The 18,403-nt window shown below is 39.4% G+C and carries 18 protein-coding genes and 1 riboswitch; of the genes, 9 read left to right on the top strand and 9 right to left on the bottom strand.

Features of this window, described 5'->3' with window-relative positions; genetic code table 11:
- The first annotated feature begins 290 nt into the window (after positions 1–290).
- Both CYJ36_RS05925 and CYJ36_RS05920 read left to right on the top strand, forming a co-directional pair.
- Complete coding sequence (locus CYJ36_RS05925) at positions 291–845, top strand: phosphatase PAP2 family protein (RefSeq protein WP_101565822.1); 555 nt, start codon at positions 291–293, stop codon at positions 843–845.
- Positions 846–900: 55 nt separating this feature from the next.
- Positions 901–2,043 carry a glycosyltransferase family 4 protein gene (locus CYJ36_RS05920; RefSeq protein WP_101565820.1) on the top strand — a complete coding sequence of 381 codons (1,143 nt, stop codon included), beginning with the start codon at positions 901–903 and terminating at the stop codon, positions 2,041–2,043.
- A gap of 119 nt (positions 2,044–2,162) precedes the next feature.
- Here CYJ36_RS05920 and asnB read toward each other — a convergent pair whose 3' ends face one another.
- Positions 2,163–4,052 (bottom strand): asparagine synthase (glutamine-hydrolyzing), encoded by a 1,890-nt coding sequence (gene asnB / locus CYJ36_RS05915; RefSeq protein WP_101565818.1) that lies wholly within the window; start codon positions 4,050–4,052, stop codon positions 2,163–2,165.
- Between the two features lie 661 nt (positions 4,053–4,713).
- On the bottom strand, positions 4,714–5,916 hold the full coding sequence (gene metK / locus CYJ36_RS05905; protein ID WP_101565814.1) for a methionine adenosyltransferase: 1,203 nt from the start codon (positions 5,914–5,916) through the stop codon (positions 4,714–4,716).
- A 189-nt stretch (positions 5,917–6,105) separates the two neighbouring features.
- Positions 6,106–6,244: riboswitch (SAM riboswitch) on the bottom strand.
- Positions 6,245–6,551: 307 nt separating this feature from the next.
- Between metK and pckA the strand changes: the two genes are divergently transcribed.
- Positions 6,552–8,141, top strand: a complete 1,590-nt coding sequence (pckA, locus tag CYJ36_RS05900) for a phosphoenolpyruvate carboxykinase (ATP) (protein WP_101565812.1) — start codon at positions 6,552–6,554, stop codon at positions 8,139–8,141.
- Positions 8,142–8,473: 332 nt separating this feature from the next.
- Here the strand turns inward: pckA and CYJ36_RS05895 are convergent, their stop codons facing one another.
- Positions 8,474–8,716, bottom strand: coding sequence for a DUF2584 domain-containing protein (locus CYJ36_RS05895; RefSeq protein ID WP_101565810.1), 243 nt, complete (start codon positions 8,714–8,716; stop codon positions 8,474–8,476).
- Positions 8,717–8,777: 61 nt separating this feature from the next.
- Complete coding sequence (locus tag CYJ36_RS05890; RefSeq protein ID WP_101565808.1) at positions 8,778–9,560, bottom strand: alpha/beta hydrolase family protein; 783 nt, start codon at positions 9,558–9,560, stop codon at positions 8,778–8,780.
- A 134-nt stretch (positions 9,561–9,694) separates the two neighbouring features.
- Here CYJ36_RS05890 and CYJ36_RS05885 point away from each other — a divergent pair, with 134 nt between their 5' ends.
- From CYJ36_RS05885 to CYJ36_RS05870, 4 genes are all read left to right on the top strand, one after another.
- Positions 9,695–10,681 (top strand): ABC transporter substrate-binding protein, encoded by a 987-nt coding sequence (locus tag CYJ36_RS05885; protein ID WP_101565805.1) that lies wholly within the window; start codon positions 9,695–9,697, stop codon positions 10,679–10,681.
- Between the two features lie 12 nt (positions 10,682–10,693).
- Positions 10,694–11,467: an ABC transporter ATP-binding protein gene (locus CYJ36_RS05880; protein WP_101565803.1), complete on the top strand. Its 774-nt coding sequence runs from the start codon at positions 10,694–10,696 to the stop codon at positions 11,465–11,467.
- Entirely contained in the window at positions 11,454–12,260 is an 807-nt protein-coding gene (locus CYJ36_RS05875; RefSeq protein ID WP_101565800.1) for an ABC transporter permease, read from the top strand. The genes CYJ36_RS05880 and CYJ36_RS05875 overlap by 14 nt, the downstream gene beginning before the upstream one ends.
- Before the next feature lie 307 nt (positions 12,261–12,567).
- The gene (locus tag CYJ36_RS05870; RefSeq protein WP_101565798.1) at positions 12,568–13,536 is read left to right on the top strand and encodes a S8 family peptidase; all 969 of its coding nucleotides are present in this window, start codon (positions 12,568–12,570) and stop codon (positions 13,534–13,536) included.
- A gap of 99 nt (positions 13,537–13,635) precedes the next feature.
- Here the strand turns inward: CYJ36_RS05870 and CYJ36_RS05865 are convergent, their stop codons facing one another.
- The 5 genes from CYJ36_RS05865 to CYJ36_RS05845 form a co-directional block, all read right to left on the bottom strand.
- Positions 13,636–14,184, bottom strand: coding sequence for a hypothetical protein (locus CYJ36_RS05865; RefSeq protein WP_101565796.1), 549 nt, complete (start codon positions 14,182–14,184; stop codon positions 13,636–13,638).
- Between the two features lie 411 nt (positions 14,185–14,595).
- Positions 14,596–15,066: an RNA deprotection pyrophosphohydrolase gene (gene ytkD / locus CYJ36_RS05860; RefSeq protein ID WP_101565794.1), complete on the bottom strand. Its 471-nt coding sequence runs from the start codon at positions 15,064–15,066 to the stop codon at positions 14,596–14,598.
- Between the two features lie 66 nt (positions 15,067–15,132).
- Complete coding sequence (locus CYJ36_RS05855) at positions 15,133–15,465, bottom strand: hydrolase (protein ID WP_101565792.1); 333 nt, start codon at positions 15,463–15,465, stop codon at positions 15,133–15,135.
- Between the two features lie 255 nt (positions 15,466–15,720).
- Positions 15,721–15,909 carry a polyribonucleotide nucleotidyltransferase gene (locus tag CYJ36_RS05850; protein WP_101565790.1) on the bottom strand — a complete coding sequence of 63 codons (189 nt, stop codon included), beginning with the start codon at positions 15,907–15,909 and terminating at the stop codon, positions 15,721–15,723.
- Between the two features lie 95 nt (positions 15,910–16,004).
- Positions 16,005–16,445, bottom strand: a complete 441-nt coding sequence (locus CYJ36_RS05845) for a Dps family protein (protein ID WP_101565788.1) — start codon at positions 16,443–16,445, stop codon at positions 16,005–16,007.
- Positions 16,446–16,555: 110 nt separating this feature from the next.
- On the opposite strand from CYJ36_RS05845, the gene ytzI reads away from it, so the two are divergent.
- Complete coding sequence (gene ytzI / locus CYJ36_RS05840) at positions 16,556–16,726, top strand: YtzI protein (protein WP_101565786.1); 171 nt, start codon at positions 16,556–16,558, stop codon at positions 16,724–16,726.
- Between the two features lie 294 nt (positions 16,727–17,020).
- Complete coding sequence (locus tag CYJ36_RS05835) at positions 17,021–18,373, top strand: S8 family peptidase (RefSeq protein ID WP_101565783.1); 1,353 nt, start codon at positions 17,021–17,023, stop codon at positions 18,371–18,373.
- Positions 18,374–18,403: the final 30 nt, after the last annotated feature.

Raw genomic sequence — 18,403 nt, 5'->3', positions numbered from 1 at the left:
GGAGTTGGACGATTCCGCTCGCCATCAATGCGCAAAATTTTAATATTTTCTTATCTCTTAAGAATTTGCAGAAAAACCATGAATAAATCTTAAAACTTAGACATATAAGTTAACACCGAGAAAAGGGTTATTCTAATTTGTCTGCATCTCCGTGAAATTGCTCTTATCTGCGGTTTCACGGTTTTTTTATTGTAAATTATTTACTTGAAATTTTTACATTTACTTATTATTCGCTAAATATTTCTGTCTTACAATGAGGTTAAACAGTGTTGAAAAGGAGCATCCGATTGATGATCAAACTAATGGAAAACATGTATGATTTCGAATGCAGATTGTTTCGCAGTGTGAACCGTCATTTTGACCACAGATTTATGAACTATTTTTTCCGCAATATTACACATATTGGAGGAGCGACATTCACCATTTCAATTTGTTTGCTTCTTATATTATTTACTGGCGGCGAGATCCGCATGGCAGCTATTGCAAGTGCAGTGTCACTCCTGTTCAGCCATTTGCCAGTCGCATATGTGAAGAAACGTTACCCGCGGAAACGTCCGTATCTGGCACTATTGGAAACGAAGGTTTCAGCCAATCCATTAGAAGATCATTCATTTCCTTCAGGACATACAACAGCAATTTTTTCAGTTATTATTCCTTTTATCCTTATTTTACCTCAAGCTGCCGTTATTTTATTGCCTCTTGGGATCAGCATCGGGGTATCGAGAATGTATCTTGGTCTTCATTATCCTTCTGACGTATTAGCAGGATGTTTACTTGGAACAACAACAGGACTTACTTGTTTTCTTCTTATAAATAAGTATTTTGAGGCAGCTTTTGTTCTTTAGCGCCAGCCAAGAAATAAATCCAGGCGAATAACGGACTGATTTATGGAGGGATAAGATGAAAATTGCGATATTCACAGACACATTTTCACCTGATGTAAATGGTGTTGCGAGAACGTTAAAGCGTCTTACCGATTATCTTGAAAGCAAAGGACATGATTATAAAGTCTTTGCACCCGAGAGCACGAAAGAATCCTTATTTTCAAGCCATATACACAGATTTGCAAGCTCTTCTTTTTTTCTTTATCCAGAATGCAGGCTTGCATGGCCAAATATGCTGCAGGTAAAATCGGAGCTTGTGAGATTTCAGCCTGATATTATACATGTAGCCACTCCTTTTAACATTGGTTTATGCGGACTGCATTATGCCAAGAAATTAAATATCCCGATTGTAGGCTCTTATCATACAGACTTTGATCAGTATTTAGAGTTTTATGATTTACAGATATTCTCCAAACTTTTGTGGAAATATATGCATTGGTTCCACCGTCCTTTACAAAAAATCTTCGTCCCTTCAGAGGAAACAAAGCAGCAGGTTCTGAATCAGGGATTTGAAAATGTTCACATATGGTCAAGAGGTGTTGACTGTGAACTATTCCACCCCAATTATATAAGAAAAGAAATGACTCAAAATTATAAAATAAAGGAAAAATTCATTCTAACGTATGTAGGAAGACTTGCTCCAGAAAAAGATGTTCAGACGTTAATGAAGATCTCACATCAGCTTCCGGAACATTTAAAAAGGAAAGTCCAATGGCTCATAGTCGGAGATGGGCCATCTAAGGAAGAAATGATGAAGGAAGCACCTGAAAATATGACGTTCGCAGGTTACGAAAGCGGTGAAAATCTGGCTAAAATTTACTCGAGTTCAGACTTATTTATATTCCCTTCACCAACCGAAACCTTTGGCAACGTTGTGCTTGAATCATTTGCAGCCGGTACACCGGTTGTTGGGGCGAACTCAGGCGGAGTTAAAAACATTATTCAGCACGGAAAAACCGGTTACTTATGTGAAACAGGTTCTGTTTCAGGATTCATCCATTCAATCGATACCCTTTTGCAAAATGATGCCCTAAGATATCAAATGGGAATGAGTGCGCGTGCACATGCCCTAACTCAAACGTGGGATTCTATCTTTGAAGGCTTACTTAATGAATACCAAGACGTATTAGAGCAAAGAGAGTTTATTCGTTACGCATAAGAATCGGGAACTGCCATTTGTATTTCCTCAAAAAAAAGAAGAATTATCCGGAAGACATGCATACTGTCAAACGGGTAATTCTTCTTTTTGAGTATGTTTTCAAGCAACTTCTTTTAAGTTTAGATGTGCATGTATTGCTCTGTTTCATGAAAGGTGTAGATATTCTCAATAAAAACCTGATGCCAGATCATGAAGGTCAAGACCGTCCAAATTCTTCTGCTGTGATCCGCTTCTCCGATGCAATGCAGATCTAAAAGCTCGTTTACATAGGATTTATTTATGAAATCACCAGTTCCGCTTTCCCAAATAACGGCTCTCGCAAAATCGTACATTTCATCTTTCAGCCAATTTCGGATCGGTACTGGGAAGCCTAATTTTTTCCGATTTAGTACATGCGGAGGAACAAGGTCTCGAACTGCCTGCCGCAGCAAATATTTCGTTTCTCCGTGTCTGATCTTTAATTCATGCGGAATGGATGAGGCTATTTTAAATACCTCTTTATCAAGGAAGGGCACTCTTAATTCGAGCGAGTGAGCCATCGTCATTTTATCTGCTTTTACTAAAATGTCCCCTTTCAGCCATGTCATCACATCAATATATTGCATCTTGGAAATGCTGTCTAAATGGCTGACATCTTTATATAAATGGTCTGTAATGTCTGTTGGATTATATTGAATATCCATAGATATCAATTTTTGCTTTTCAGCAGCAGAAAAGATGTTTGCATTTCCAATATATCGATCTTCCAAAACTGTTGTCCCTCTCTCGATAAAGCTTTTCCCTTTCATCCCCTCGGGAAAGACAGTAGCAAGCTGCTTTAATTTTTGCTTAAATCCCTTCGGCAGATGACCGAAGATAGACAAATCAATTGGCTCTTTGTAAATGTTATAGCCTGCGAAAAGCTCATCTGCTCCTTCACCCGATAATACTACTTTCACATGCTTCCGTGCTTCTCTTGCTATAAAATAAAGCGGAATAGAGGCAGGATCTGCAACCGGATCATCCATATGCCAAATAATTCTGGGCAGTTCTCTTATAAATTCTGCATGCCCCACCATATAGGATATATTCTCCACATTCAGAGCATCTGCCGTTTCTTTCGCAACATCGATCTCGCTGTAGCCTTTTTGCTCAAAACCGACAGAAAATGTTTTTAATGAAGGATGGAATTCTTTTGCAATAGAAGCAATAATACTTGAATCCACACCTCCGGAGAGAAAAGACCCTACTGGGACATCACTGCGCATATGGACTTTGACAGAATCTATTAAGGTTTCTTGAATTTTTTCTTTCAGCTGGTTTTCATTTAATTGACGGGCAGGGTTGATTTGAGGCTTCCAATACCTTTCAAGCACTAGACTCTCACCTGTTTTTTTTGTAAAGAAATAACCTGGAGGCACTTTTTGAATATGCTCCAGCATCGTGCTCGGATCAGGCACATATTGAAAAGAGAGATAATGCTGAAACGCTTCATCATTAATGTTTGGATGCCTGTAGAAATCAGTTAAGCTTTTAAGCTCAGAGGCAAACATATTCATTTTTCTGTTTTCTATGTAATACAAAGGTTTGATTCCGAAATGATCTCTTGCACCAAAAAGAAAATGTTTTTCCCTGTCCCAAATGAGAAATGAAAACATTCCGCGGAGCAATTGAAGGATATCCGTTCCAAAAATGCTGTATAGCGCCACAATGATTTCTGTATCTGTATCCGTATTCAAATCACGGCCATGAGAATAAACCAGTTCTCTTAGCTCAATATAGTTATAGATCTCGCCATTGAACACAATCTGGTACCGCTGATTAATTCCATATGCAAGCGGCTGATGCCCACCTTGAACATCTATGATAGATAACCGTCTAAATGCAAGCATGACATAATCATCTTCATATCTCCCGCTATCATCAGGTCCTCTGTGTTCTATTTTACTGCTTGCCTTCTCAATGAATGTATCAAAATTTATATCACTTGCCTGTTTACGATAATCAATAATTCCAACAAAACCGCACATCTTATTCGCCTCCAAAAAAGTCTATCCGTACGTGAAACGAACTCAAGCAAGGTTTTGTTGCAATTTTTTACAAAATAAAACAATAAATTCATAAAATAAAGTGTTTGTGCTCATAATTCCTTTTAAAAAAAAATAAAAACCAACCTTGATAACGGGTAGTTTTCCCTGCGGCTGAAAGACTTTGCCCTGCTGACCATACCTGAAGGACTGAACGGCTTTTTCCGATTTCCAGGGTACCATTCTGCTAAATTGGAGGCTTAGATTTCGCTTTTTTCCGATTTCTAGGGCACCATTCTCCTCCATGGGTACCTGGATTTTATCTTTATCTGGTTCCAGGGTACCATTCCGCTCTATTGGGTACCTGAATTTCGCTCTTTCCGATTTCTAGGGCACCATTCTCCTCTATTGGGTACCTGGATTTCGTCTTTATCTGGTTCCATGGTACCATTCCGCTCTATTTCTATTATGCACCTGGTTTTTGTTTTTCCGAGTTCCGGGCACAATTCGGCTGAGAATGCTAAGATGGTTGGCAAACCAAATATCTTTTCACCTCGTATTTTAGTACTTCACTGAAAGATTTTTGGAATCCTAGGACCTTGGGTTATCATTTTCATAAAAAAAAGACGAGAACTGCTTTCGCAGTGTCTCATCTTTTATACTATTATTGATTTAAAGCTTGCTCTTTAAGGGCTTCCGCTTTATCCGTTCTTTCCCATGGAAGGTCAAGATCGTTACGGCCAAAATGACCGTAAGCAGCTGTTTGTTTGTAGATCGGACGACGCAAGTTCAGCATGTTAATGATTCCTGCTGGACGAAGATCAAAGTTAGCGCGAACAACATCAACTAAAACATCTTCCTTCACTTGGCCAGTTCCAAATGTATCGATTGCGATCGATACTGGCTGAGCAACACCAATTGCATAAGCAAGCTGAACTTCACATTTATCAGCTAAACCTGCTGCAACGATGTTCTTAGCTACATAACGTGCTGCATATGCTGCAGAACGGTCAACTTTTGTAGGATCTTTTCCTGAGAATGCCCCTCCGCCGTGACGAGCGTATCCGCCGTACGTATCAACGATGATTTTACGGCCAGTTAAGCCTGCATCACCTTGTGGTCCGCCGATAACAAATCGGCCAGTCGGGTTGATGAAGTATTTTGTTTCTTCATCAATCAACTCTTTTGGTACAACTGGATTAATAACATACTCTTTCACATTACGCTGAATTTGCTCTAAAGAGATTTCAGGATGATGCTGAGTTGAAATAACAATTGTATCAATTCGAACCGGCTTGTCATTTTCATCATACTCAACTGTTACTTGCGTTTTACCGTCTGGACGAAGATACGGAAGAATCTCTTCTTTGCGTACTTCTGTTAAACGGCGGGAAAGCTTATGAGCAAGTGAAATAGGAAGCGGCATTAATTCTTTTGTCTCGTTATTAGCAAATCCGAACATCAATCCTTGGTCACCTGCACCAATTGCTTCAATCTGCTCATCTGTCATTTTTCCTTCGCGTGCTTCAAGCGCCTGGTCAACACCCATAGCGATATCTGCTGACTGCTCATCAATCGAAGTAAGTACTGCACATGTTTCTGCATCAAAACCATATTTTGCACGAGTGTAGCCAATCTCCTTAACCGTTTCACGAACGATTTTTGGAATGTCTACATAAGTAGAAGTTGTTATTTCCCCAGCAACTAGAACAAGACCTGTAGTAACCGATGTTTCACAAGCAACACGGGCATTTGCATCTTTTTCTAAGATTGCATCTAAAATCGAGTCAGAAATCTGGTCACAAATTTTATCAGGATGACCTTCAGTTACAGACTCTGAAGTAAACAGACGACGTTGTTTAGTCATTAAAGTTTTCCTCCTCAAAAGGTTAAAAGATACGGAACTCATTCCCTTTCATATTTTGGCCATTCGGCAAAATAATTCAGTTGGCATGTTTTAGGAGAATCCACGAGTACGTTCAGGCAAAAAATATTTATAGAAATAAAAAATCCTTTCCCGCGAGGAAAGGTTATTTACTAAAATCGTAGCCTTTCGCTCTTATCGATCAAGGGCTTTCGCCTTGCATCAGGTTAGCACCTTTGCTCGCAAAAATTCTGACTTACGAGAATTTTAATAAATAAAGCAGGTTGCTGGGTTTCATAGGGCCTGTCCCTCCACCAGCTCGGGATAAGAGAATCCGTTCAAGGTCATATAATATCGTATATTTCCTCAACCTGTCAACAAAAAATGACAAGGTTTTCGCATTCGATTTTTCTTTTCCCTTCTTGTATGTTTCCACCAAATGACGAATTAAAAACACTTCCTATTATATATGTATCATTTTCATCAGAAACATTTAGCTACTTGTTCCATTTCATCAATTTCTACATAGAATAAGTTAAATAGTATAGACTATTTATTTTAATGTGTTATACTAATTGAGAAGAGTTACTTAATTAATAAAATAAAGAATAGAAATATAGGTAAAGGATGGGTATGGGATGAATTCTATAGAAATAACGAATGAGCTAGATCTTTTAATCAAAGGGGAAAATGCATTTCATAACTTATCAGTCCCGTTTCTTGTTGAAAAAGTATTAGAACGCAATGAAGGAATCTTGACTTCAACGGGTGCTGTCCGTGCAACGACAGGTACTTACACAGGACGTTCACCTAAAGATAAGTTTATTGTAAAGGAAAAATCAACAGAAGACAAAATGGAGTGGGGTTCTGTAAATCAGCCTTTCTCAGAAGCTTCATTTGAAAAACTGTACTTAAAAGTCATTTCATACTTAAAAGAACGCAATGAGCTCTTTGTTTTCAAAGGATTTGCAGGTGCTGACACGAAGTATCGCCTTCCTATTCAAGTAGTAAATGAATTTGCCTGGCACAATCTTTTTGCTCAGCAGCTATTCATTCAGCCAGAAAGCCAAGATGAACTGATACAGCATTCAGATCCATTTACAATTGTTTCTGCACCAAACTTCAAGGCAGATCCTGCAATTGACGGTACAAATTCAGAGACATTTATTATTATATCATTTGAAAAAAGAACGATCTTAATCGGCGGAACTGAATATGCAGGAGAAATGAAAAAATCAATTTTCTCTGTCATGAACTACTTGCTTCCTGAAAGCGGAATTTTATCCATGCATTGTTCTGCAAATGTTGGCCAGGAAGGCGACGTAGCTCTCTTCTTCGGGCTGTCTGGTACAGGCAAAACAACTCTATCGGCTGATCCAAAACGCAAGTTAATTGGTGATGATGAGCACGGATGGTCTAATGCCGGTGTTTTTAATATCGAAGGAGGCTGTTATGCCAAGTGCATCAACCTGTCCCGCGAAAAAGAGCCGCAAATCTTTGATTCAATAAGATTCGGATCTGTACTTGAAAATGTCGTATTGGATGATGAAACAAGAGTGGCTGATTATGATGATACATTCTTTACTGAAAATACTAGAGCAGCTTATCCGCTTGAGGCAATGGATAATATTGTTCAGCCAAGTATTGCAGGCCATCCGCATACGATTGTCTTTTTGACAGCCGACGCTTTCGGAGTTCTGCCTCCAATCAGCAAATTGACAAAAGAACAGGCAATGTACCACTTCCTTAGCGGGTACACAAGCAAGCTTGCTGGTACAGAGCGCGGCATTACATCACCTCAGGCAACGTTCTCAACTTGCTTCGGATCGCCTTTCCTACCGCTTCCTGCTACAGTTTACGCAGAGATGCTGGGGCAGAAAATCGATGAGCATCAGGCGAATGTATTTTTAGTAAACACTGGCTGGACTGGCGGAGAATACGGTGTTGGCGAAAGAATGAAATTAAAATATACCCGTGCAATGGTTCAATCTGCACTTGAAGGTGAATTGGACAACGTTGAAACGGTAAAAGATGAAAATTTCGGCTTGCAAATCCCGCTCCATGTTCCAGGTGTTCCTGACGAAGTCCTGCAGCCAGTTAAAACATGGGACAGCGTCGAAGATTACAATGAAAAAGCGAAAGAACTGGCTGGGAAATTTAAACAAAATTTCAAAAAGTTCAATCATGTTTCAACAGAAATTGAAGTACTTGGCGGACCATCTATATAAGTCGTAAAAGCTGCTATGCCATTCATTTTGGCATAGCCTTTTTTTATATGGCTCTTTTCGTAAAGTTTGTTTGCTTTAAGAAAAAATGGTTAAAACCTTTAGTGGATTGTAGCGGAAGGCACTTGACTCCTGCGGGAAATAGAGGGGAATGGGAGACCCCGCAGGCATAGCCGAGGAGGCTCCCATCCCTTACTCAATGCGAAAAAAGCCTTTTTATAAAGACGTTTTTTGACTTATCAGGTGAAATGTTCTTTTCCACAGGGAGCACTGAGCTTCCGTTTTCCATGTTAAATATTTAAAAGAGCTCCCAGCATCACCGGAAACCCCTTAAATTAATTCGTAGATTTTAAAGCAATTAATTGATACGTTATGATCGTTTTGTCTTCAGCAAGCTCAAGTTTTTTGATAAGAGCTTGTCCGCTGACGTCTCCTTCTTTCGTTTTTCTAACTTCAATCGGGATCTCAAGCGGATAAATGCGAAAGCCGTCTTTAACGAGCTGAAAAAGGTTTTCTTCTAAACGTTTCTCTCGCCCTTTGGTCACGATCATCGTGTTCAATTCTAAAGGCATACCCATTTCAATCACTCCTTTTCATATATGGATAGTTTACCATATTTAGCTCAACTGTTCCCTGCATTTATTGCTTTTTCATCCAGGCAGTCAGCTCTTTGACTACGTTTCGGTTAACTGCTGGCGGAAAATAATGCGTGTATTCCTTGAAATACATTGTCTCCACTTTTTTCCCAAGATCACGAAGCCTCTGTTCAAGCAAGTATGCATGTTCAACCGATACATTCTGATCAAGGACTCCATGGATGATCAGGATAGGCGCTTTTAAGGTTTCTAAATCATAAAGCGGTGTCCGCCATTTATATCTGTCAGGATATTTTGAAGGCGTCCCCCCGATGACCCGCTTCATCATTCTCCGCAGATCTTCTCTCTCTTCATATGTAAGAATCATATCCGATACCCCGCCCCATGTCACAACAGAGCGTACATCTGCATCCATGCACCCGGCTATCAGCGCCATGACCCCGCCTCTTGAAAACCCGAAGACGTGAATGCGTTCTTTTGAAACTTTAGGATGTTCCTTTAATAGGGTCAAAGCATGAATAGCGTCATATCTGTCATCGCCTGCGAAGTCTTCATTTCCTTCTCCTCCCTGATTCCCCCGATAATACGGAGCCATTACGACAAAACCTTCTGAAGCAAATTGGACAATCCGGCCAATTCTGACCTTCCCGACATTCTTAATGCCGCCTCTTAAATACAAAAAACCATCATACGTACCGGCAGCTGCAGGCTCTGCAAGCAACCCCTTCACTTTTAGGCAATCTGAATAATAAGTTATGAGCTGAAGCCTGATATTAGGATTGGGAGATGGCAGCAGCTGACGGTCTATAATTGATCCATTCTTCATGATTTATTCACCTCATAAAAACTTTTCTCGGAATTCACACATTTTTTCTGCTCTCATACATTATTTTAGGCGTTCCATTACTGGATACTCATTTTATATTTTTTGAAGGTGGTTGTCACCAAGGAGGATTTCATATGAAAAAAAGGCTCATTGGCTTTGCGGTGTTTGCTCTTCTTATCTTTACACTAAGTGCGTGCAATCAAAACAAGCCAGAAAAAATTCGTTTAGCCGAAGTTACCCATTCCATCTTCTATGCACCATTGTATGCAGCGATGTCAGAAGGTTTTTTTGAAGACGAAGGTCTGGATGTTGAGCTTACGACGACATGGGGCGGAGATAAAACAATGACAGCTCTGCTCTCTGATGGAGCTGATATCGCACTTGTTGGCTCAGAAACATCCATTTACGTTTCTGCCCAGGACTCAAAGGATCCTGTCATTAATTTTGCTCAGCTTACTCAAACAGACGGCACATTTCTCGTCTCAAGAGAAAAAGTAGAAGATTTTAGCTGGGATCAGCTAAAAGGCAGCACATTCCTGGGACAGCGCAAGGGCGGTATGCCGCAGATGGTAGGAGAATTCGTAATAAAGCAGCATGGAATTGATCCGCACAATGATTTAAATCTGATTCAAAATATTGACTTTGCTAATATTGCGAGTGCATTTGCTTCAGGAACAGGCGACTATGTCCAATTATTTGAGCCAACTGCAAGTATTTTTGAAAAAGAAGGCACAGGACACATTGTAGCTTCTTTCGGTGAAGAGTCAGGTAAAGTGCCATATACAACATTTATGGCAAAAGAAAGCTTCCTGAAAAAGAATTCCGAAGCTGCAGCAAAGTTCACAAAGGCTATTTACAAAGCACAGCAATGGATTGAAGAAAACAGTGCTGAATCTATTGCAAAAGCAATTGCAAACCAATTTAAAGATACTGAGCTTGAGATCATCACTACGGTCGTAGAACGCTATAAACAACAAGGCTCATTTGCCACAGACCCAATTCTGGATGAAGATGAATGGACGAATCTGCAAAACATTATGGAAGAAGCGAACGAATTGCCAAAACGTATTGATCACAAGACTCTCGTCAATACCAAGTTCGCCGAAGATGCAGCAAAGTAAGGAGGTTTAAACATGTCTTTCCTGACGGTCCAGCATATCCACCATATGTATTTTACTAAAGAATCAGCAACCCTTGCATTAGAAGACATTGATTTACAAGTAGAGGAAGGAGAATTTATTTCCTTCCTCGGCCCTAGCGGCTGCGGTAAAACTACGCTGCTCTCCATTATCGCCGGATTGATTACCCCGACAAAAGGCAGCATTTTAATGGAAGGCAAGCCGATCAAACATGATTCATCAGCAATTGGATACATGCTGCAGCAGGATTACCTATTTCCTTGGAAAACAATTGCAGAAAATATATTAATCGGTTTAAAAATCTCTAAAAATCATTCAGCCGAAGCTAAAGGAAAGACCCTCTCTCTGTTAAAAGATATGGGTCTGGATAATGTGGAAAAGAATTATCCCCGTCAGCTTTCGGGCGGAATGAGACAGCGCGCGGCACTTGTCAGAACACTTTCAACGAATCCAAAGCTGCTTATGCTTGACGAACCTTTTTCAGCGTTAGACTACCAAACAAAACTTAAGCTTGAAGACCTTGTTTGGAGCACATTGAAAGACTTTCAGAAGACAGCTCTCCTTGTCACGCATGATATCGGTGAAGCCATCGCTATGAGTGACCGGATTTTTCTGCTTTCCCCTAGACCAGGTAAAATCGCACAAACATTCCACGTTCCAGAAGAATTAAAAAGCCTGACGCCGTTTGCAGCGAGACAGCACCCCTCCTATACAGACCTATTTCAGCACATTTGGAAGGAGCTGGATCAACTTGATGGAAAAGAATGAGTTAAACAGGCTGCACCAATCTTATTTAAAAAGTTTAAAGCGGGAAAAGCGCTGGGTTCGATTTTACCAAATTCTAATTTTTATCACATTTTTCTCGTTTTGGGAGATAGCTGGAAAGCGAGAATGGATTGATCCGCTCTTATTCAGTTACCCTTCGAAAATATGGAACTTGTTTCTTGAAAAAACAGCTGATGGATCACTCCTATCAAATTTGAGTGTAACTTTATTTGAAACTGTGCTTGGATTTATCATCGGCACTCTCCTTGGCACTATCCTTGCTGCAATGTTATGGTGGTCAAAGCGGCTCTCCAATATACTGGATCCTTACTTGGTCATTTTAAATGCTATGCCGAAAGTAGCCCTTGGTCCGATTCTGATTGTCGCACTTGGACCCGGTTATTTTTCCATAATCGCGATGGGGGCTATCATTTCTATCATTATTACAGCCATTGTCGTCTATACAGCGTTTAGAGAAATAGATTCAAACTATCTAAAGGTTTTACAAACCTTCGGAGCATCTAAATGGCAGATGTTTAAAGAGGCAGTATTACCCTCATCATTTCCTACAATCATTTCGACATTAAAAGTAAACGTAGGATTGTCATGGGTCGGTGTCATTGTAGGAGAATTCCTCGTGTCAGCAAAAGGATTGGGATATATGATTATCTATGGATTTCAAGTTTTCAACTTTACACTTGTACTCCTCTCTCTCATCATTATCGCCTGCTTCGCTACAATCATGTATCAGGCTGTTGAGCTGCTTGAGAGAAAGCTGGTTAAGGATGATGAATAGCTATACGGCCTTCATAGGGTCGTATTTTTGTTTTTCCGGAATCCCTCCCAACTCGGCAGCCTGCATTACAAGCAGTAAAATCTCTGAAAATAGCTGTTCGGTCCAGAAATTACGAAATCGTTCTCCAGCCTAGAATGGTGAAATTGTTTTTGGCTCCTGTGCCATTTTCATTATTTATCTCTAGTCTATTTGGCATTTGATAGATTTTAAAAAAAATGATAGAATTTTACAGAAAGTTCAGATAGTTTTAACATCCTATATCTGGCTGCATGTTTTGTTCCTTAAGAAATGATTAGGAGGGATTGTAATGGAAAAAGCAATGAAGTTAATTCCGTACAAAGTCGACAATCAGCTCGTGGAAGCACAGCAAATCCCGGAAGGTGTTGAATTGATTCAAGCGCCTTCACTTTGGAGCAAAGGTTTTAAAGGCAAAGATATCTTAATAGCCGTCATCGATACAGGCTGTGATGCGCAGCATCCAGATTTAGAGGGACGAGTAGTTGGTGGCCGTAACTTTACGGATGATGACAACGGAGACCCTGAGGTATTTACGGATTACAATGGCCACGGAACGCATGTCGCAGGTACGATCGCTGCTGTTAATGCTGAATCCGGTGTGATCGGCGTCGCGCCAGAAGCGAAACTGCTTATTTTAAAAGCACTTGCAGGTGAAGAAGGTTCTGGAGCATATGAATGGATTGTTAACGCAATAGATTATGCCATTTCTGAAAAAGCTGATATTATCTCGATGTCTCTCGGAGGTCCTGAAGATGTCCCTGAACTGCACGAAGTCATTCAAAAAGCCGTTCAGAATCAGATTCTTGTTGTATGCGCAGCTGGAAATGAAGGAGATGGTAACAGCAAAACAGCTGAATTCTCTTATCCGGGAAGCTACAATGAAGTGATCTCAGCAGGAGCGGTTAATTTACAAAGAAAATCTTCTTATTTTACAAATTCAAATGATGAAATAGATGCAGTCGCCCCAGGTGAAAAAATCATTTCAACCATACCGGGCGGAAAATATGCTGTTTTCAGCGGTACTTCAATGTCAGCTCCTCACGTTGCAGGTGCACTTGCTTTAGTGAAGCTTTTATCAGAAAGTGAATTTGAACGCACACTCACTGAGCCTGAAATTTATGCTCAATTGATGAAGCGGACGATTCCATTAGGGTTTCCTAAGAGTCTTGAAGGGAATGGGCTAATTTATTTAACTGCACCGGATTTACTGGCTGATTTCCTGAAAAAAGAAAATATTACAGCTTCAATTGGAGTGTAAATATTATGCAAAAAAGGCTTTCGATTTTCGAAAGCTTTTTTTGTGTTTATATCCGTTTCTACAGCTAGAAGAAAATCCTCTGAGTCTATCGCTTTTTGACTAATCATTGATTCCTTTATAAGGCACCTTGTTTATTTTTGCCGCTGAATAAAAATTACTGTGGCTATTATTGAAGTTTCTGTCGCGGACAAAAACAAGTTCTTCCCCATCCTTAAAAAACATTTTCACTTGCCAACGAACACTTTTATCCTCTGATTTCTCAGTAATGATTTGCTCTACCTCATCCCACTTGTAGCTCTCTTCTGTAAACGACCATGGTTTGCTGAACTTGATTTCATCGTAAGTCACAACTTTATAATGATCTGTTCCGAGAGCAATTCCAGCCATTCCAGCAATAAAAAGCGGCAGCGCAAACTTCCATAATTTCTTCTGATTCAAATACATCACGAAACAGGCGATTGCCATAATTCCCATCGATATTCCGTACATGTACAGGACAAGCTTAGGTGTTTGAATCATTGCCGTGTTAGCTGTATAAAATAGAATATTATGCAGCGTATACGGAACTATCAGGACAACAAAAAAACTTGAAATGACTAATAAAAGTGCAATCGCTATCCAAATATATCTCGGTTCACTGTGTGTCATAAAAAATCCCCTTTGTTTATAGAAAATTCAGTCTGCCTTTTTCTTCCTCTTATAATATTACTATATTTACCATAATAAAGGTTTTATTTTTATGCACTATTCTATAACATTGCTGATTCAATCGTATTTAGTGCGTTCTATTGAACACAGCGTTCCGTACTGAATATGGAAATCTGACAAAAATTGTCTGAACGGTCACAAACGAAGCTGAGCGGTCAGAAACTGGAGTGAACGGTCAGAAATTAGTCCCTAGCGGCCAGAAATGTGGCCAAGCGGTCAATCCAATGAATTCCCGCTATCCCTGTCAAAGAAGGAGTGCTCTTCTGAGTCCCTGCAACTGCACAAAACGAAAAACTATGAAATCTGCCTTTATATATCAAAAAAATCCCAGCATCATTTGCCGGAATTCACTTAAATATATTCTTCTAATACTTTTTCCAAACTTCTAACGAGTACATCATCTTTCATGATAAAGCTAAACTTCCTGTTTCTTTGAATGTCTGGCGGCAGAGATTCTAGCAGAATGGGCCCGTTTGTTTCTAAGTAGTCTGTTTGCGGGATAATCTTATCAATTTCTGCAAAATAGATATTCTTGATAATCGTTTTTTCTTTTCCAAGAACCTTATACTGACCTATGTACGTTAACTTGCCGACACTTCCGCCTGTTTCTTCTTTAACTTCTCTTATGGCGGCATCATCCGCATTTTCGGAATGTTCGACTTTGCCTCCGGGAAATTCATAGCCTCGATCACTATGAATCGTTAGCAGCCATTTGTCTTTATATCTGCAAATGACCCAAACGTGCTTAGGATCCTTTGAAAAAGGATAATCTTCAAAAGATAAATGAACTTCATTGTGATAATAATCTTTAAATCGAAACATTATTCTATCCCTCAATTTCTATGTGTCCATAAAAATCTTATCACAATGAAAGAGATTGCATAAGACCTATTGTTGTTCTTCGATGCTTTTTAGTATTCCCTGAGAGCGAATGTGATTTTTTGCCTCTTCATCCCCAAGCTGATAAATCATTTCAAAAATCTTGATATTGGTTTGATCCACCGCATCATTTTGTCTGTCATAGTGATATTCTAAATACGGAACATGAGCTCTGTAAAATCCTTGCCAATCTGAAGAATACACTTGATCGAAATACTCTCTTAATGTTGTTATTTCTTCTTCTGTCGCCTCAATTTTATAATCCCAAGGTGCAGCAGTGCTCAGCTGTGAGATTTCTCCATTCGCTACGGTTACATAATAAGTTTGTTTCGTGTCTGACATTTCTCTTAGCGCCCCTTTACTTGTCCATTGTTTATTTTTTTCCCATAAATGAACAAATTATTCGGCTGTCATGTTTTAAAAAATTGCTGGATAAGTTTTAGATCACTATTAAAAACTGCAAAAAAGGGGAGCTCGACTTTCATGTTCAGTTCAGATATATGAACAGCTTCGGGTAACGTGTAAAAGCAATCCATATTAAGTATCACCTGACATAAAAGGCCAATCCATTTTCAATGGACCGGCCTTATACGCTGCTTAAATCTTCACATCGATTTTGCTGCCAAGTGATGGATGACTTGGAAGTGAAGCCTGTGCCTGTGTGAAATCCTCCATCATAACTGTCACATGTGCTGCCTGCGTGGCCATTTGGCTTTGCAGAAGATTCATGCTTAATGTTTGCTGAAGCTGACTGACTTGGCCAGCCGTGATTGAACTCAGTGTCATGTTCACCCTCCTCTCACTCCTATTTTCGGCAACTTCAGTAAAAGCTGAATAAGACGATTTATCCAATAAAGAAAAAAACTGCTATCAGGCAGCCTTTATTTTCCTAAGAAAGATTTTAGCATCCAGTTATGCTTTTCTAAGCTTTGATGAATCGCAAGCAGCATATCGCCTGTCGTCTCATCGCCAACTTCATCAGCCAGTTCCATGCCTTCTTTCAATTCATCAGCAAGTTTTGAGAAATCATCATAAACGGTTTTTACCATTTGCTCCGCTGTTTCCTTACCTTCTGCTTCGCTTATAGTTGAAAGTTCAAGACACTCTTTCAACGTTGCGACAGGTGCCCCCTCAAGTGCGAGCAAACGTTCTGCAAGCTCATCAATATGGAGGTGAGCCTCATTATACAGCTCTTCAAACTTTTCATGAAGCGTAAAGAAATTTTGACCTTTCACATACCAATGGTAATTATGTAATTTCTCATATAAAACAGTCCAGTTCGCTACTTGTTTATTAACGGTTTGCACTAATTTTTCTGACATCCTTAATCTCCTCCTTATGTATTAGTAAATTACCCTTATTGCCGAAAAATAAAACACGGTCTAAGGGGATTTTCTGTTAAAATGATAAACATATAGGGGGAGGCTTCCATATGATTTTTGTTTTTATCATTTGCATCATTATTGTTATTGTTGTGCTTTTGCTTAGTGTTTTAACAACATCTAAAGCATATAAATACGAACATAAGATTGATCCTCTTCATAACAGCAATCAAAATGAGGATTCAGATAACTATCGAAATAAAAGTGAAGAGGAAAAGTGAACACCTGAAAATTCAGGTGTTTTTTCAATCAACTTTTGTGTTCTTATCAAAGAGGTAAGTGTGTTGATTGTATTATACTTTCGACAAATTTATCTGTTATATGAAGATATGAACAGTCAATTAAGTATACAAATAGTCTTTATGATTTTTCAATAATTGTAAAACATTCATTGGTACTGAATCTAAAGACATGCTATATATCAGTAACAGTGTGAATGTTGACGAAATATATTCATTTTTGAAGTATTTTTTATAATATAATGAAAATTAAGAAAATAAAGGAGGTTATACATAATGATTGTTAAAAAAGGACTATATGCTGGGGTATTAAGTGCTGTACTACTCACTTCTGCTGTTTTCAGCAGCAGTGCACCAACAGGACAAGCTGAAACTCTTGAAAAAAAATACATCGTTATTTTCAAAAACGAGACCAATTTACCATCTGGATATGATGAATTAGTAAAAAAAGCTGGCGGAAAAATCAACAATAAACTAGAAAAGGTAGGAGCAGTTGAGGTTACTTCTGCCAATCCTGATTTTCTTAAAGAAGTAAAAAAATCCTCCCAAATTACAGAAGCGGGCATACAGAACACTCTATACCCGGAAACTCCAGCAGCTGAAGCTGCAATTTCCTATCAAGAGGCTGAAGCAGCAACAGCAGATTTATATGAGCAGCTTCAATGGGATATTAAGCAGGTTACAGAAAATGGCGACTCATGGAAGCTTGCCGGGGGTACTGGAAAAACAGCTTCAGGAGAGAATATTGTAGTAGGGGTCATTGATACTGGCATTGATTATACTCACCCTGATCTAAAAGAAAATTATGCTTATGGAAAATCATTTGTGCCGGGTATTGCAGATCCTAAAGATGAAAATGGACATGGAACACATGTAGCAGGATCTATAGCTGCTAAAGGAAGAACAATGGGAGTTGGCCCTGATTTAAAAGTAGCTTCATACCGTGTTTTTGGTGCAACTGGCGGAGCAGAAACCGCTCATATCGCTGAAGCTCTTATGACTGCTGCTGATGATAACGTAGATGTAGTGAACATGTCTTTGGGTGGATATGACTGGTATCAAAATCCTGAGTTTGCCACAAAAGACATCGTAGCTGATGTCCATCTCTTTAACCGTGCGATTAAGTATGCTATTCAAAAAGGCGTAACGGTTGTGGGTTCAGCCGGAAACAACGCAGTTGATATCAGCAGTCCAGGAAAACTGTCGGGTGAAGACAATGGAGCAACTCACAGAAGCCCTAGCAGCCAAAATATGATTCGAGTTTCAGCTGGAGGTCAGCTTAAAAACTTAGCTTTCTATTCAAACTACGGAGTTGGTAAAATTGACGTCATTGCGCCAGGCGGTGATTTAGGACCAAACTATAACCCTGCCAATGGGACAGGCAGAGATAATAGTTACTTATGCTTAAGCACTGTTCCAGGAGGTTATGGCTATAAAGGCGGAACATCAATGGCAGCACCGAAAGTAGCTGCTCTTGCTGGGGTAATAATTGCAAAGCATGGAAAAGATCAGCTTTCTCCATCAAAGATAAAGCATATCATTCAAACTTCTTCAGTTGATTTGTTTAAAAATGGATACGACGGTCAATCAGGACATGGATTAATAAACGCTGTGAATGCCCTAAAATAAATAAAAGCTTGCCGGAAATAGAATACCCGG

The organism is Bacillus sp. UMB0893, from assembly GCF_002858905.1.
Taxonomy (GTDB): Bacteria; Bacillota; Bacilli; order Bacillales; family Bacillaceae; genus Bacillus_P.
The sequence above is the reverse complement of the archived record's forward strand: the minus strand, read 5'-3'. Positions and strand labels throughout refer to the sequence as shown.

Bases quoted from the DNA above. Each gene is read 5' to 3' on its own strand.
- CYJ36_RS05925 (WP_101565822.1), top strand. From the start codon at position 291: ATGATCAAACTAATGGAAAACATGTATGATTTCGAATGCAGATTGTTT.
- CYJ36_RS05920 (WP_101565820.1), top strand. From the start codon at position 901: ATGAAAATTGCGATATTCACAGACACATTTTCACCTGATGTAAATGGT.
- asnB (WP_101565818.1), bottom strand. From the start codon at position 4,052: ATGTGCGGTTTTGTTGGAATTATTGATTATCGTAAACAGGCAAGTGAT.
- metK (WP_101565814.1), bottom strand. From the start codon at position 5,916: ATGACTAAACAACGTCGTCTGTTTACTTCAGAGTCTGTAACTGAAGGT.
- pckA (WP_101565812.1), top strand. From the start codon at position 6,552: ATGAATTCTATAGAAATAACGAATGAGCTAGATCTTTTAATCAAAGGG.
- CYJ36_RS05895 (WP_101565810.1), bottom strand. From the start codon at position 8,716: ATGGGTATGCCTTTAGAATTGAACACGATGATCGTGACCAAAGGGCGA.
- CYJ36_RS05890 (WP_101565808.1), bottom strand. From the start codon at position 9,560: ATGAAGAATGGATCAATTATAGACCGTCAGCTGCTGCCATCTCCCAAT.
- CYJ36_RS05885 (WP_101565805.1), top strand. From the start codon at position 9,695: ATGAAAAAAAGGCTCATTGGCTTTGCGGTGTTTGCTCTTCTTATCTTT.
- CYJ36_RS05880 (WP_101565803.1), top strand. From the start codon at position 10,694: ATGTCTTTCCTGACGGTCCAGCATATCCACCATATGTATTTTACTAAA.
- CYJ36_RS05875 (WP_101565800.1), top strand. From the start codon at position 11,454: ATGGAAAAGAATGAGTTAAACAGGCTGCACCAATCTTATTTAAAAAGT.
- CYJ36_RS05870 (WP_101565798.1), top strand. From the start codon at position 12,568: ATGGAAAAAGCAATGAAGTTAATTCCGTACAAAGTCGACAATCAGCTC.
- CYJ36_RS05865 (WP_101565796.1), bottom strand. From the start codon at position 14,184: ATGACACACAGTGAACCGAGATATATTTGGATAGCGATTGCACTTTTA.
- ytkD (WP_101565794.1), bottom strand. From the start codon at position 15,066: ATGTTTCGATTTAAAGATTATTATCACAATGAAGTTCATTTATCTTTT.
- CYJ36_RS05855 (WP_101565792.1), bottom strand. From the start codon at position 15,465: ATGTCAGACACGAAACAAACTTATTATGTAACCGTAGCGAATGGAGAA.
- CYJ36_RS05850 (WP_101565790.1), bottom strand. From the start codon at position 15,909: ATGACACTGAGTTCAATCACGGCTGGCCAAGTCAGTCAGCTTCAGCAA.
- CYJ36_RS05845 (WP_101565788.1), bottom strand. From the start codon at position 16,445: ATGTCAGAAAAATTAGTGCAAACCGTTAATAAACAAGTAGCGAACTGG.
- ytzI (WP_101565786.1), top strand. From the start codon at position 16,556: ATGATTTTTGTTTTTATCATTTGCATCATTATTGTTATTGTTGTGCTT.
- CYJ36_RS05835 (WP_101565783.1), top strand. From the start codon at position 17,021: ATGATTGTTAAAAAAGGACTATATGCTGGGGTATTAAGTGCTGTACTA.